General features: G+C 68.0%; 17 protein-coding genes. 12 read left to right on the top strand and 5 right to left on the bottom strand.

What is annotated here, in order from left to right:
• The first annotated feature begins 13 nt into the window (after window positions 1-13).
• Both B0I29_RS31300 and B0I29_RS31305 read left to right on the top strand, forming a co-directional pair.
• Window positions 14-445: an ATP-binding protein gene (locus B0I29_RS31300; RefSeq protein ID WP_111652898.1), complete on the top strand. Its 432-nt coding sequence runs from the start codon at window positions 14-16 to the stop codon at window positions 443-445.
• Window positions 446-519: 74 nt separating this feature from the next.
• The gene (locus tag B0I29_RS31305) at window positions 520-1,620 is read left to right on the top strand and encodes an acyltransferase family protein (RefSeq protein WP_111652723.1); all 1,101 of its coding nucleotides are present in this window, start codon (window positions 520-522) and stop codon (window positions 1,618-1,620) included.
• Here the strand turns inward: B0I29_RS31305 and B0I29_RS31310 are convergent.
• Window positions 1,565-2,134 carry a TetR/AcrR family transcriptional regulator gene (locus B0I29_RS31310; protein ID WP_111652724.1) on the bottom strand — a complete coding sequence of 190 codons (570 nt, stop codon included), beginning with the start codon at window positions 2,132-2,134 and terminating at the stop codon, window positions 1,565-1,567. The genes B0I29_RS31305 and B0I29_RS31310 overlap by 56 nt on opposite strands.
• A gap of 46 nt (window positions 2,135-2,180) precedes the next feature.
• Between B0I29_RS31310 and B0I29_RS31315 the strand changes: the two genes are divergently transcribed.
• The 4 genes from B0I29_RS31315 (at window position 2,181) to B0I29_RS31330 (ending at window position 5,097) form a co-directional block, all read left to right on the top strand.
• A complete protein-coding gene (locus tag B0I29_RS31315) occupies window positions 2,181-2,882 on the top strand; it encodes an alpha/beta fold hydrolase (RefSeq protein ID WP_111652725.1) in 702 nt (233 codons plus the stop codon).
• A gap of 320 nt (window positions 2,883-3,202) precedes the next feature.
• On the top strand, window positions 3,203-3,970 hold the full coding sequence (locus tag B0I29_RS31320; RefSeq protein WP_111652726.1) for a hypothetical protein: 768 nt from the start codon (window positions 3,203-3,205) through the stop codon (window positions 3,968-3,970).
• A 54-nt stretch (window positions 3,971-4,024) separates the two neighbouring features.
• Window positions 4,025-4,318: a hypothetical protein gene (locus B0I29_RS46365; protein ID WP_220091455.1), complete on the top strand. Its 294-nt coding sequence runs from the start codon at window positions 4,025-4,027 to the stop codon at window positions 4,316-4,318.
• Between the two features lie 380 nt (window positions 4,319-4,698).
• Complete coding sequence (locus tag B0I29_RS31330) at window positions 4,699-5,097, top strand: hypothetical protein (protein ID WP_111652727.1); 399 nt, start codon at window positions 4,699-4,701, stop codon at window positions 5,095-5,097.
• A gap of 10 nt (window positions 5,098-5,107) precedes the next feature.
• On the opposite strand, the gene B0I29_RS31335 is transcribed toward B0I29_RS31330, so the two are convergent.
• Window positions 5,108-5,581 (bottom strand): NUDIX domain-containing protein, encoded by a 474-nt coding sequence (locus tag B0I29_RS31335; protein ID WP_311733621.1) that lies wholly within the window; start codon window positions 5,579-5,581, stop codon window positions 5,108-5,110.
• Between the two features lie 49 nt (window positions 5,582-5,630).
• Between B0I29_RS31335 and B0I29_RS31340 the strand changes: the two genes are divergently transcribed.
• The 3 genes from B0I29_RS31340 to B0I29_RS31350 are packed head-to-tail and all read left to right on the top strand — an operon-like array spanning window position 5,631 to window position 7,249.
• Window positions 5,631-6,245 carry an SDR family oxidoreductase gene (locus tag B0I29_RS31340; protein WP_375790656.1) on the top strand — a complete coding sequence of 205 codons (615 nt, stop codon included), beginning with the start codon at window positions 5,631-5,633 and terminating at the stop codon, window positions 6,243-6,245.
• A gap of 36 nt (window positions 6,246-6,281) precedes the next feature.
• On the top strand, window positions 6,282-6,686 hold the full coding sequence (locus tag B0I29_RS31345) for a DUF3224 domain-containing protein (protein ID WP_111652728.1): 405 nt from the start codon (window positions 6,282-6,284) through the stop codon (window positions 6,684-6,686).
• Between the two features lie 23 nt (window positions 6,687-6,709).
• The gene (locus B0I29_RS31350) at window positions 6,710-7,249 is read left to right on the top strand and encodes a hypothetical protein (RefSeq protein WP_220091456.1); all 540 of its coding nucleotides are present in this window, start codon (window positions 6,710-6,712) and stop codon (window positions 7,247-7,249) included.
• 126 nt (window positions 7,250-7,375) lie between these two features.
• Here B0I29_RS31350 and B0I29_RS31355 read toward each other — a convergent pair whose 3' ends face one another.
• The 3 genes from B0I29_RS31355 to B0I29_RS31370 form a co-directional block, all read right to left on the bottom strand.
• Complete coding sequence (locus B0I29_RS31355; protein WP_181558060.1) at window positions 7,376-7,852, bottom strand: hypothetical protein; 477 nt, start codon at window positions 7,850-7,852, stop codon at window positions 7,376-7,378.
• A gap of 109 nt (window positions 7,853-7,961) precedes the next feature.
• The gene (locus B0I29_RS31360; RefSeq protein ID WP_111652901.1) at window positions 7,962-8,597 is read right to left on the bottom strand and encodes a maleylpyruvate isomerase family mycothiol-dependent enzyme; all 636 of its coding nucleotides are present in this window, start codon (window positions 8,595-8,597) and stop codon (window positions 7,962-7,964) included.
• A gap of 335 nt (window positions 8,598-8,932) precedes the next feature.
• Entirely contained in the window at window positions 8,933-10,111 is a 1,179-nt protein-coding gene (locus B0I29_RS31370) for a serine hydrolase domain-containing protein (RefSeq protein ID WP_111652730.1), read from the bottom strand.
• A gap of 217 nt (window positions 10,112-10,328) precedes the next feature.
• On the opposite strand from B0I29_RS31370, the gene B0I29_RS31375 reads away from it, so the two are divergent.
• Genes B0I29_RS31375 through B0I29_RS47855 form a run of 3 tightly spaced genes read left to right on the top strand, consistent with a single transcriptional unit; the run spans window position 10,329 to window position 12,834 of the window.
• A complete protein-coding gene (locus B0I29_RS31375; RefSeq protein ID WP_111652731.1) occupies window positions 10,329-10,928 on the top strand; it encodes a TetR/AcrR family transcriptional regulator in 600 nt (199 codons plus the stop codon).
• A complete protein-coding gene (locus tag B0I29_RS31380) occupies window positions 10,928-11,680 on the top strand; it encodes a YdcF family protein (RefSeq protein ID WP_111652732.1) in 753 nt (250 codons plus the stop codon). Before B0I29_RS31375 ends, B0I29_RS31380 begins: the two co-directional genes overlap by 1 nt.
• A 29-nt stretch (window positions 11,681-11,709) precedes the next feature.
• On the top strand, window positions 11,710-12,834 hold the full coding sequence (locus B0I29_RS47855; RefSeq protein ID WP_425452343.1) for a phosphatase PAP2 family protein: 1,125 nt from the start codon (window positions 11,710-11,712) through the stop codon (window positions 12,832-12,834).
• Window positions 12,835-12,894 lie beyond the last annotated feature (60 nt).

The following is a 12,894-nucleotide window of genomic DNA, read 5'->3' on the forward strand; positions in this document are numbered from 1 at the left end:
GCACTTGCGGGCGGTGGGTCAACTTCGTACGTCACCGCCGCCGCCGACCGCGCAGGAACTCAATGTCTGGGAGCTCAACACCAGCGCTGATCTGCATACCCTGCGGGCACAGCTGCACGAGGCCCTCACCGGCAATCCCCTCATCGACGGGGAACGCCTCGACGACATCCCGGAACGGATGGTGCTGGTCGCGACCGAGCTGGCCAGCAACACCATCCGGCATGGCCGGCCACCGACGCTGATCAGGCTGTTGTGCAGCGACGACGAGTTCGTCCTCGACGTCGCCGACCACGACCTGGAGAACCTTCCCGAGCTGTCCGACACCCGCCCGATCAACGCGGGCGGGCGCGGCCTGCTGCTGGCCATGTCCTTCTCCATCGACGTCGGCTGGTATGCCACCGACGACACCAAGCACGTGTGGGCGTCGTTCCCGAGGGTCGCGTAACCCTGAGGTACCAGGTCCTCGTAGCTCCGTCGTGTGACGACATCGAGTAACCCCCACGCCTACTTTTCGTCCTCATGACCGCCGCTCTGTGGACCGCCACCGTTGCCGCCGCCACACCGCCAGATCGGGAACGGGCCGTCGACGGGCTCCGCGCCATCGCCATGCTCGGTGTGGTGGCCGGACACTGGCTCGTCACCGGCCTGACCATCGGCTCCGGCGGCGGTCTCCGGCAGGCCAGTCCTCTCACCGCGATGCCCGGCCTCACCCCGCTGACCTGGGTACTGCAGACCCTCGGCCTGTTCTTCTTCGTCTCCGGTTACGCCGCGGCCCGCGGCCTGTCCCGGAGCCCCACGCTCTGCTGGCTTGCCGGTCGGGCACGCCGCCTCCTGCCACCGGTCGCCGTCTTCCTCAGCGTCTGGCTGCTGATCCTCACCGCACTCCGGCACACCGACCCGCGCACGCTCCACACGTTCGCCAAGATCGCGCTCAGCCCGCTGTGGTTCGTGCTGGTCCTCGGCCTGCTGCTGCCGCTCACCCCGCTTGTCGTGCGCGCCGTCGACCGGTTCGGCGCCGCGGCGACTCTGGTCCCTCTCGCCGCGTTACTCACTGTCGATTCCCTTCGGTACGCCATAACGCCGGGTATGCCGGGGTGGCCCGCGTATCTGAACTGCGTGAGTGCCTGGCTGGTTCCGTACACCCTCGGGGTTGCCGTGGCGCGGGGCCGGCTCGCCGGACCGCGCTGGGGTCGTCGCCTGCTGGCGGCGGGTTTGATCAGCGGTGCCCTGCTGATCGCGGCGGGCTATCCGGCGAGCCTGGTCGGGGTGCCGGGCGACGGCCGCTCGAACCTCAACCCGCCGTCGCTGCTCACCGCCGCCCTGTCGGCGGCGCAGATCGGCATCGCGCTGCTGCTGTGGGCGAGGCTGAACCGGTGGCTGCGCCATCCCGGCTGCTGGGCGGTCGTGGCCGGCCTCAACCTGACAGCGATGACGATCTTCTTGTGGCACCAGAGCGCGCTGCTCGGGGTGACCGCGCTCGCCGGTTTGTCCGGCCCACCCGACTCAGCCGGTTGGATCGTGCATCGGATGCTCTGGCTGCCGGCCGTTGCGGTAGCTTTGCTGGTTATTGTCGCTTTCCTGGAGTGGAGTTCCCGGCAAGTCCGCCGACGAAGTCGGTGAACGCCTTGCCGGTCCGGGCCGCATCGCCGGTGGCGTCCAGGTCCATGAGCAGCCCTCGGATCACCGCCAGCACGAGCGTGGCCTGATCCTCACGACCGATACTGCGCAACCCGTCGGCGAGCGGCTCCAGCCAGTCGGTGGTCGCGGCCCGCCGGAACCCGGGCCACAGATGCCGCACCGGACTCTCCCCGTGCTGATTGAACATCCGCAGAAACGGCTTCCCCTCCGACCCGGTCATCGCACCCCAGGCGTTGCGCAGCGTGACGGTGTAGCCCTCCCCCGGCCGAGCCCGCAACAACGCACCGAAGCTGTCGAGCTGCCGCTGCCGCGCATGCCCGAGAACCGCCCTCAGTAGCGCGTCCCGAGTGCCGAAGTGATAGATCAGCATCCGAGCCGACGTCCCGGCAGCCCGCGCGAGGGGTTCGAGCCGATCAGGAAGCCCGTGATCGAGCGCGTAATCGGTGCACGCGTCCAGCAGCCGCTGCTTGATCTCCGGTTGCGATCGCCGTCCCATCGCCCCATTTTTTCGCGTAACGATTGCTACGTCTACCGTCGAACAGATGAGAGTCGTATTCGTGCACGGGGCCTGCGTACAGAACGGTTCGTGGTGGTGGCACCGCACCGCGGCACTGCTCGCCGACCAGGGCGTGGCCAGCGTTTCCCCAGCTCTGCCCAGCTGCGGCGAGACGGGAACACCGCCCGGAACCAGCGGCGCCGGCCTGCCTGAGGACGTCGCCGCCGTGCGCCAGGTCCTCCAGGACAGCGACGAGCCCACCGTCGTGGTGGCCCACAGTTACGGCGGCATCGTGACCGCCGAGGCCGCCGCGGGCATCCCCGCCGTGCGCCACCTGCTGCTCATCTCCAGCTACCTACCCGAGATCGGCCAGAGCCTGTCCGATTTCGGCGACGGCAAGCCGTCCCCGTTCCTCACCGTCGATCTCCAGGCCGGAACATTCGGGGTACGCCCGGAACTGCTCACCGACACGTTCCTGCAGGACTGCGACGCTGCCGTTCAGGAGCAGGCGCCGGCCCACCTGGCGGCGCAGAGCGTCCAGGTGACCGCCCAGCCGGTGAGCGCGGCCGCCTGGCACGACATCCCGTCGACCTACCTGGTGTGCGCCGCCGACAAGGGCACACCGGCGGCGTCACAGCGGTCGTTCGCCCGCAGGGCGGGTTCGGTAGTAGAGCTCGACGCAGGCCACCACCCGTTCCTTTCCCAACCTTCTTGGGTACGGGATCTGCTGCTCAACCTGCCTACGTAGGCGGCCGCCCACCGAGCCGACACCAACTGGCTTTGTGGCCTGGCTTTGTGGCCTGGCTTTGTGGCGGAAAGGCCCGCCGACCGGTCCGGCGACTGAGGCACGGACCGGCCGGCGGAGTCAACAACGATCATGATCGCAGCCACCGATCAACGTCCGCTAACCGGACCTCCCGTCCGTGAATCCCCCACTTCGCCGAAGCTGACACCTCGTGTCGCGGGCACGGGCGTACTCCCCGCAATCCGCCGAGTTCATGGTCGCGGCTTGCGAGACTGCGGTCATGGACCCGGAAGCCTCTGACGTGAACGGGCAATCGGGGTGAGGTGACCGACTCCCCCGCACTCCGCCGACGGGTCCGCCGGATCGCCCTGGTCCTCACCGTTGCCGGCGTCTGCACGCTGCTCGTTCTCGGCATCCAGCGTGCCCGCAGCCACCAGGACCAGCCAGGCCGGTCCGCCATGTCATCACTGCCGGCGGCGTCGCCCGGCGCCGTGAGCGCGGACTATCTGGGCAGCCGCTGGCACCTCATCACGGTGACGGACGGCCACGCCACCACCGCCATCCCCAATTCCATCGATGTCTGGCTCCGGTTGGCAGCCGGCGGCAACCTGACGGCCTCCGACGGCATCAACACCATCTCCGCGCGCTTCACCCGAACCAGCGACGGCTTCGACGTCCGCGATGCCGTCACCTCCCTGGCCGGATACGCCGGCACCGATGCCGGCCAACTCGCCGCCGTCACCGGGATCAGCGCGGTGACCATCAACCCTGGCGATCAGCCGCTGCATGTCACCGTGCTGGCAGCGGATCGCGAACACCTGGACATCCAAGCTGGTGGAGTGCGACTGAAACTCACCCGGAGCGCCCCGGCCGGCACGACGCGCGGCCATTCCTTGAGTACGCCCAGCGCGGCACGACCATCGTCCGCGCTGCCCGAGGCGACGAGGTCCACCAGGAGCGACGCGAGGGTTTCGACCGGCTCCCAGCCACCACGCGAAGCGTCCGCGACAGCCGCCCGAACCGAGTCGAGCACCCATCGGCTCCTCGTGCACGAGCCCCAGCGTGGGAGGCATTCGTTTTCGGCCTGCTGAGTGGAGCCGGCGAAATGTGTGGCCCGTTCCGACACCCATATGAATACTGCATCGATGACCGACTATGGGCTGCCTTCGCTGCTGCGGCCTCGTGCGTTGCGTGCCGGCGATCTTGTTGTCATCGCTTCGCTGTCCGGGCCGCTGCCCGCCGCCTACGAGCCCAACGTCGAGCAGACGGTCGGCGTGCTCACGCGGATGGGATTTCGGGTGCGCCGGGCGCCGCTGCTGGAAGTCGGCCGGCAGCGGTGGCGGAGCGCGGCTACGCCGGCGGAGATCGCCGCGGAGCTCAACGGCCTGCGAGCTCGTCGTGGGAATGCTGGCGCGCTGGGCGTACCCAAGGGAAGTTGATCGGGGGTTTGTTCAATCGCATCGCGCTGGTGCAGGCGACGGCTTTCGCGGTGCCGCTGGAGCAGTTCGACGGCGCTGGGCAATGTCGATTTCGGGCATGCCGGACCGAATCTGCCGATGCCGATCGGCGTTTTGGCCGGGCTTGATGCCGGGCAGGAGACGTTGTCACTGCTCGGATCGGCGGTGCGACCGCACGTGATGACGGTGGCGGCCGGCTGAGCGGCGGGCCGGGCGGGAGCGAACCCACCGCGAACGCCCCGCCAAACGTGTCGATTTAAGGCGCGTATCGAACCCGAAATCGACACACCCGCCTGGCTTGCGCGATCTTAGGCCGAGGGTCATCCGTGCGTGTCAGGTAAACCGGCGGGCATGATGGCGAGGTGCTCGTCGAGATGGAGAACCTGCGCGAATTCGACGGGAGCCCGTTCCCGCTCGCGCAGATCGAAACCCCGGTGGGACGGACGGCAGTGCCGTGGTGCGGCGCGCCGGACGCTCCGCCCGGGCGCTATCACGTCGAGTGGACCATCGACGCCGAGATGCGCTGGGGCGCGAACGCGAAGCCTGCGGCCGAACCCGGACCAGCGATCTCGGCCGGCGGTCACACGGTGATCCTGCGCAGGCGACTGCGGCTGACGCCCGACGGCGCCGGCGAGCTGGATGTGGACGGCTCGATGATCCTGCTGGACTTCGCGGAACGTCCGCCGCCAGACATGGACGGCAGCTGGATACAAATCCATGTCGCTCACGCGGATGTCCGCCTCTACCCGTACGATCTCTGAGGCGCTGCGATCAGGCCACGAAGTGGCCGTTCTCCAGGTAGACCGCGATCCCCTCAGCCCGGGCCCGCACCGCCGCGGCCATCCGCCGAGCCAGCAACTCCGGCAGCCGCTCCCCGGCCTCCTCCTCGCTGCTCCACGCCCAGCTCCGCAGCTCCTCGGCGGGCAATCGGATCCGCGCCGCCTGCTCCGGCGTGACCATCCCGCCGTCGAACAGCAACATCAAGCCTTCGGTACGCCCCACGCGAGGCGGCACCCAATCGGTCACCAGCAACCGGCCCGGCTGAATCGACAGCCCGAGCTCTTCCGTCAATTCCCGCGCCACCGCCGTCAGCGGCGACTCGTCCGCCTCCACCGAGCCACCCGGAATCTCCCAATAATCCTTGTAGGTCGGCTCAACCAGCAGCACCCTGCCCCGATCATCGGTCAGCAGCGCGCCCGCTCCCATCCGCTTGCGCGGTAGCGTGGCGGTGAAATCCTCGGTCACCGCCCCAGGCTAACCGCACGGCGAGTCAACGATCCGCTACCGTTCGAACATGGTCGATTCCTCGCGTTTGGCGGTTGTCTCCGGCGGCGCGACCGGCATCGGCCGCGCGATCGCCCACCGGCTCGCCGAGCAGGGCGACACCGCGGTGATCATCGGCCGCCGAGAGAACCTCCTGCAACAAACCACCACAACCATCAATCAAACCCTTGGGTACGCACGTGTGGTGCCCGTCAACGCCGATCTGACCGACCCGATCCAGGTGCGGCACGCCGCCGACCAGATCACGGCGATGGGCACGGTCGACGTGCTGGTGAACAACGCCGGCGCCATCATCACCCCGCTGGCGGACACCGGCCTCGACGCCCTGGCCGCCTCCTGGCGTCAGGACCTGGACATCAACCTGATCACCGCGGTGCTGCTGACAAACGCGCTGATGGACTCTCTGACGCGACCGGGCGGCCGGCTCATCATGATCAGCTCCGCCGCCGCCCAGAGGGGAGGTTCCGGCGCACACTCGGCCGGGTCGTACGCGGCAGCGAAGGCAGCGCTCCACGGCTGGGCCCTCGGACTGCAACGCCTCCCCCGAGGCCGGCTACCTGACCGGCCAGATCATCGGCCTCAACGGCGGCGCCGTACTCGGCAGATGAGCCGCCCGCAATCCTGACGGAAACTGTCAGGGGGTCGCCGTACTGTGCGAGACATGCGTGCAACCGGAACCTTCGAAGTAGCCGACTTCACCGCGGCCCCCGTGCCGGGCCCCGAGATCAAAACTGGCCTGCCGGTCGGTGTCGCCACGATGCGCAAGGCGTTCACCGGCGAGATCGAGGGACGGGCCGAGACACTGTTCACGGCCGCTTTCGACCCGGCCAGCGGCACGGGGACGTACGTCGCGATGGAGTCCTTCGAGGGCAGCGTCGGCGGCAAGGCGGGCGCCTTCAACTTCGCGCACTCCGCCACCACCACGGGCACGGACCGGCAGGCCCCGTTCCTGACCATCGTCCCCGCCAGCGGCACCGGCGACCTGACCGGCATCCGCGGCACGGGAGGCCTGACCGTCGACGAGGACGGCACCCACCGCATCTGGTTCGACTACGAACTGTCCTGACCCATGGCCTAGCCTTGTGGATCATGGCGTTCAGAACTCGTTCCAGGCTCGCGCTGGTCATGACGACGGTCCTGGCGGCGGCCGGTTTCATGGGTGGCTGCGGGTTCCCGCTACCGGACGCCGAGTCAGGGCAGGCCGAGGACTCCAGCTTCGACTACCCCTTGGAGGGCCGGCCGGAGCGGATCGCCATCGACCAGAACGACTACGAGGCCAAGCACGTCGGGCACACCGCGGACGGCGGGCAATTCTTCCTGACCACGCCGTCCGACTTCGGCGGCCGCGGTTTCGTCGCGCTGTACCTGTTCGACAGTGACGGACGGTTCGTCGAGGCAAAGATCGATCTCTTCGCCGAGGAGCTCTATCAACGCCGGCTCAAGGAATTGGACGGGGTGACGTTCGACCGGATCGTCGTCGAGCCGTTCGAAGTCGAACGGTTCAACCAGACCTTCGGTCTCATCACCGACGAGCCGGAGGCCGGCGACGAGATCTGGTGGGTCACCGCCGAACCCGGCGACTACATGGCCTTCTCACCGCCCTGGGACCTCGGCGAATACGACACCTAGAACGTCGCGCTCGCGCCGACAGGAACACCTTCAATCTTGAGCGGTGCAAGCATCAATACGAATCCATCCGTGACTTCCTCGCCACATCAACCCCGAAACGGGCTACTGAGATAGCCGGCCGGCCGGCTATCGCGCGAAGAATCGCCGGGACGGACCGGTCAGCAGCAGCACGACGGCCGCCACCGCAAGCAGCACTCCGATGGTCACTGCCATGCTGGTCACGCCGCTCGACAGCATCACCCAGGTGTCCAAGCGCGCGGCCAGCGAGCCCAACTCCTCGGCCTCATCGTAGGAGACGTAGCCCCAAGACTGGTGGTACGTCGTGCTGACCCCCAGACCCAGACTGCCCGCCACCACGAGCAACAGCGGAAGAACCAAACCGGCCAGGCTCATTCCGTACGCAAGTCGGCTCTGTCGGCGCAAGCCGACCGCCGCGACCGACAGGAATGCGGCCAGGCCGAGCAGCAGTCCGCCGGTCGTCACCAACTGGGGCGAGGCGACGAGGAACGTCCGCCCGAACAGAAATGCGCCGGAGATGCTCGCCACGGCCACAGCGATGACCAATCCCGCGACACCGAGCTGACACCAGAAAGCCGCGGTCACCTGACGCGGGCGCCCGCTCGCCGCGGGAGTTTCCCCATTCACCAGCAGACTGTACGGACCGAAGCCCGGCCCGTGATCACCACAGTGACGCCGGCGACACCAAGGCTCCTCAGGAGGCGGCGCGATAGCGGAGCGTCGCACTTCCCGGACCGGTGATCTCGTCAGGTTCCACCGGACGGCCCGAGACCGCGAGCAACAACGCCAGAGCGGAACCCCGGACCTCCGGCCCACCCCCGACGTCGACCGCCGCGTCCGAGGCGACGAGCCGCAGCCCGTTCGTCCGCTCCTTGCCGCCGCCCATCTTCACCGATGTGCGCAGCTGCAGCCGCAACGCCTCCACGACCTGATCGACCGGGTAGTCGCCCCGCAGCCCCACCGCCCGCCGGATGTCCTCACCATGGACGAAAGCCTCGACGAGACGTGTGCCGATCGGCGCCGGCGGAGTGCTGGTCAGCGCCACGACAGTCCGCAGCTCAGCGAGGGTCTCCTGCGGATCCGCACGTCGTTCACGCGCGATACCCAGAGCGTTCTGCCGGTCGAAGTCGAAGCGCGCCGCGACCATGTCCCGGACGAAAGCCCACCGCGTCGTCTTCGCGCTGTCCACCAGATGAGCCAGGACATCGTGCACGTCCCACCCCACACAGGCGGTGGGTGCGCTCCACTGATCAGCGCCGAGACCCTCCAGATCCCGGGCGAGAGCCGCGCGTTCACCGTGCACCACGTCCCAAACAGCAGCCTGCGTCACGCCCACGACCGTACCGAACAACTGATCGGTGATGAGTTGTCACGCCCGCGGCCGTCATACCTACGACGGAAGACCACCAGGCGGAAGGATGGCGTGATGCAGAAGCTGGACGAGGTCGACGAGCAGGCCTTCGACCGTCGCCTTCTACCACTGGCAGAAGCAGGAGGGCGTCTACCTGCCGCTGACCCTCGACGTCCTGCGCATCACCGGCGGCGCGATCGCCGGGATCACCACGTTCCACAGCGACCGGTTCCCCCGGCTGGGCCTGCCCGAAAACCTGCCTGCCGAGGGTACGGAGTAATCGCCACGCTCGCGGCTCCTGGCCGGTTGACGGTCTAGCGTTCACCACACAGTGCGTGGTCGATCAGCGCGGCCGACGCCTTGGCCTGGGCGGTGGGGTCCTGGCCCGGATCCAGGGAGCTGGCGATGGCCACCGTGACAGCGCGGCGGCCGTCGGGGGTGACGGCGTTGTCGGTGATCGCGTTCCACCAGCCGCCGCCGTGGAACCAGACCCATCCGCCGCACGGGAGGCGACGCTTCATCAGGCCCAGCCCATATCCCGGTTCGTCCCACACCGCTTCGAAGGGCTCCGCGCGTACCGTAGTTTGCATTTCTGTGAGCTGGAGCGGCGGCAATAGCTTGCCGCCCAGGAGCGCGCGAAGGAAGCGGTTGACGTCGCCCGGCGTGCTGATGATCGACGCGTCGGCGTGGCCGGAGACGCGCGTGGAGACGTCGACCGGCCGGTCACCCGGCCGCAGACGCTGGTACGCGGCGAGGCGCGGCGACGGCAGGTAAACCGAGGTGCCCGGGATGACGGTTCCGGTGAGGCCGAGCGGCTCGATGATGCGTTCGTGCACCGCCTGCTCCCACGGCGCGCCGGTCACCTTCTCAATGATCATCCCGGCCAGGACGTAGTTGGTGTTGGAGTACGACCAGCCTTGCCCGGGCGCGAACACCGGCGGGTGCCGCATCGCCATGGCGACCAGCTGGCCGGGCGAATACGTGCGGAAACGCTCCCTGTCGAACTCCTCGGCCGTGGTGGCCTGCCCCAGCGGCACGTCGTCGGCGTAATCAGGCAGCCCACTGGTGTGTCCGAGCAGCTGCCGGACGGTGACCTCGGTACCCACGAGTCCGGGAAGCCACCGGTCCACGGGATCGTCCAGGCCGACCGTGCCCTCGCCGGCCAGCTGCAGGACGACGGTCGCGACGAACGACTTGGTGGTGCTCTCGATCCGATGCTTCGCGTCCCACGCGATGGGGCGGCGAGTGGCCGGGTCGGCGACACCCGCCCGAGCCGTCACCGGGCGCGGGCCGGCGCTGACTTCGGCGAGCACGCCCGTGGCACCGGTCGCCAGCAGCGCGTTCACGTCACGCTGAAGCGTCACGGCCGCACGGCCGGGTGCGTGCCCGGCCACCGCCGGCGATGGCACGCAGGCCAGGACCAGGGCGCCGGCCACCAGCGTCAGGCCGAACCGCCTCGCCGGCGTACGGGTGGAACGGTCATGAGTCGACATTCCTCCACAGTGGCCGGTTGTGAGCTCCCGGCGATATGGGGTGCTTCCCCGACCGCCCCCTGATCTGACCCCCGGTCACGTCCCGCGCCGATCCGCGGCCAGTTGGGAGAATGCTATTCTCGTAATCCCCGTAGAACGGCGCTGCCCTCGAGGCCCCGCCCCCTGACCGGAAGGCCTCCATGCGCCGACACCGCCTCTCCCGACGGGTGCCCACCGCATGACGCCGGATCACCCTCATGGCCCCGGCCGTCCGCGCGATGAGAACATCGACGGCCGGGTCTTCGCCGCGACGCTGAGCCTGATCGATGCCGAGGAAGAGGTCACCGCGAGCAGGCTCGTCGAGCGCAGCGGCGTCAGCCGGGCCGCGCTGTATCGGCGCTGGCCGTCGTTGACGACGCTGATCGCCGCGGCCCTGGATGCCGAGCGTTCCGGCTTCCCTGAGATCGATCTGGACGGCGACATCCGCTCGGCCGTCTTCGGGTCGATTTTCGGGGACGGCGGGATCGTCGCGGCGACCGGCTATTCCGAGGTGCGGTTCCGGCACCGCATCCGGCTGGTCATGGCCGATCGTGCGCTGCAGAAGGAGTACTGGGAGTCATATGTCTCCCGCCGCCGAGCGCCGATCGAGGAGGTGCTGCGCGCCGGCGTCGAGCGCGGCACCCTGCGCGATGATCTCGACGTCGAGGCGTGCTTCGACGCGATCATCGGGGTGTTCTATTACCAGTTCGTCGCGCGCGGTGACCGGATCGATGATCCGGCGACGCAGCAGCGAGTGCGCAGCGCCTTGGACGTCGTCTGGCGCGGGATGGTCGCCTGATGGGGAGCAACCGCCGCGGAGCGCTCGGGATCGCCATCGGGGCGCTCCTGATTCTCGATGCCGTGATCGTCCTGTTCACCATCAGCATCAATTCCGGCATCATCGCGACGTTCGTGATGGGTGCCCTCTATCTGTTCTCCGGCTTGTACCGCGACCGGATCCGGGACCGGACCCGAAAAGGCCCGCTCAAGTGGGTGAAGATCGTCATCCTGATCGCCAACGCGCTGATGGTCCTCTCCGTCGCATCCATCGCCATTTTCGGCAGGGTGGACACCGTGTCGTACGAGGAGGATGCCCTCGTCGTCCTCGGGACCGGGCTGAATGGCGAGGAGGTGACGCCATCGCTTCGCTCCCGCCTGGAGGTGGCTGTCGAATATGCCGCCGCGAACCCTGGTGCCGTCATCGCCGTCTCCGGCGGGCAAGGTCATGGGGAATCCATCACCGAAGCGCTCGCGATGCGGAGGTACCTGGTCGCACACGGGGTCTCGGAGGACAGGATCCTCCAGGAAAACGAGTCGACCAGCACCCAGGAGAACTTCGTCCTCACCAAGCGCCTTCTGGACGCGCACTTCGATGCCGGGTACACCACGGCCTTCATCACGAGCGACTACCACATCCTCAGGGCGAACGAGATCGCTGAGGAAGCGGGAATCGGCAGCACGCATCTCCACGCGAATACGCCGTGGTACCAGATTCCCGTCGACTACACGAGGGAGCTCCTGGCCTTCATGAAGTTCTACCTGGCGAGGTAGTCGTCGTGGGTAATTCGGAGCGCAGAGAAATGGATTTCATGCTGGACACCCTGGAATGGCTTCAATCGATCAGGACCCCGTTCTTCACCGAGGTGTTCACCGGGGTCACGATTCTGGCGGAAGACTACGTCGCCATCTCGGTGATCTGCTTCGTCTTCTGGTGCCTGAGCAAACGGTGGGGATACCGGATCGGCTTCGCGTACCTGTTATCGGGTGTCGCCAACAACGCGGTCAAGGAGGTGTTCCATGTCGAACGGCCCTTCCTGCGGGACCTCGATCTGGTTCCCATCCGGGCGGAGACCGCTACCGGATATTCGTTCCCGAGCGGGCACACCCAGGCGATCGCGGCCCTGACGACAGCACTTGCGACGATCATTCGCAAGAAGTGGTTCACCGCGCTCAGCATCGTCCTGGTTCTGCTGGTGGCGTTCTCCCGGATGTACCTCGGCGTGCACACGCTTGCTGATGTCCTGGTGGGAGCCGCCCTCGGATTCGCCTGCGCGATCGCCGCGGGCCGGATGTTCACCTACGCCGACGAACGGCAGCGGGCCGAGTTGCTGCTGCTCTGGCTCGTCCCGATCGCCGCCGGGCTGATCTGGTTGCCGTCGGACGACTACGTCAAGGCGGCAGGGGCCATGAGCAGTCTCCTGATCGGATACGTCCTGGATCAGAAGTACGTGAAGTGGGAGGCGCAGGGACCGGCCGGAACGCAGATCGCCAAGTTCGTCCTCGGCATGGCGGTACTCATCGGCATCAAGGTGTCCGGCCCGCTGCTGCTGGGTGAGTCAATGGCCGCCGACTTCGTCCGGTACTTCGTGATCGGAGCCTGGATGACGATCGGAGCGCCACTGCTCTTCCAGGTGATGTTCTCGCGGAACCGGCCGGCGAGCGCCGCCCGGACCATCCGCCGCCAGATCCCGGCGCAGGCGGGGCCACCGGAAATAGCGGCGCCGGCGGCGGTGTTCAACCCATTGCGCGCGGCGGAAGCCAACGCCGGCGCGGAAAGAGGTCAGCGTCATGAAGGTTCGCAACTCCCTGCGCTCGCTCAAGAGCAAGCCGGGCAGCATCGTCACCCGTCGCCGCGGTCGCCAGGTAGTGATCAACACGAAGAATCCCCGCTGGAGCGGCCGCCAGGGCTGACCGGCCCGCTATAGCGTCACACCTTTGAGGAAGGCCGGAGCACCCCGTCACCACGGGGCTCCGGCCTTCCTCAT

The organism is Actinoplanes lutulentus (assembly GCF_003259845.1).
Lineage (GTDB): Bacteria > Actinomycetota > Actinomycetes > Mycobacteriales > Micromonosporaceae > Actinoplanes > Actinoplanes lutulentus.

Coding starts and splice junctions, on each gene's coding strand:
- B0I29_RS31305 (WP_111652723.1), top strand. CDS start 520: ATGACCGCCGCTCTGTGGACCGCCACCGTTGCCGCCGCCACACCGCCA.
- B0I29_RS31345 (WP_111652728.1), top strand. CDS start 6,282: ATGCGTGCAACCGGAACCTTCGAAGTAGCCGACTTCACCGCGGCCCCC.
- B0I29_RS47855 (WP_425452343.1), top strand. CDS start 11,710: ATGGATTTCATGCTGGACACCCTGGAATGGCTTCAATCGATCAGGACC.
- B0I29_RS31380 (WP_111652732.1), top strand. CDS start 10,928: ATGGGGAGCAACCGCCGCGGAGCGCTCGGGATCGCCATCGGGGCGCTC.
- B0I29_RS31315 (WP_111652725.1), top strand. CDS start 2,181: ATGAGAGTCGTATTCGTGCACGGGGCCTGCGTACAGAACGGTTCGTGG.
- B0I29_RS31340 (WP_375790656.1), top strand. CDS start 5,631: ATGGTCGATTCCTCGCGTTTGGCGGTTGTCTCCGGCGGCGCGACCGGC.
- B0I29_RS31350 (WP_220091456.1), top strand. CDS start 6,710: ATGGCGTTCAGAACTCGTTCCAGGCTCGCGCTGGTCATGACGACGGTC.
- B0I29_RS31375 (WP_111652731.1), top strand. CDS start 10,329: ATGACGCCGGATCACCCTCATGGCCCCGGCCGTCCGCGCGATGAGAAC.
- B0I29_RS46365 (WP_220091455.1), top strand. CDS start 4,025: ATGACCGACTATGGGCTGCCTTCGCTGCTGCGGCCTCGTGCGTTGCGT.
- B0I29_RS31310 (WP_111652724.1), bottom strand. CDS start 2,134: ATGGGACGGCGATCGCAACCGGAGATCAAGCAGCGGCTGCTGGACGCG.
- B0I29_RS31370 (WP_111652730.1), bottom strand. CDS start 10,111: ATGTCGACTCATGACCGTTCCACCCGTACGCCGGCGAGGCGGTTCGGC.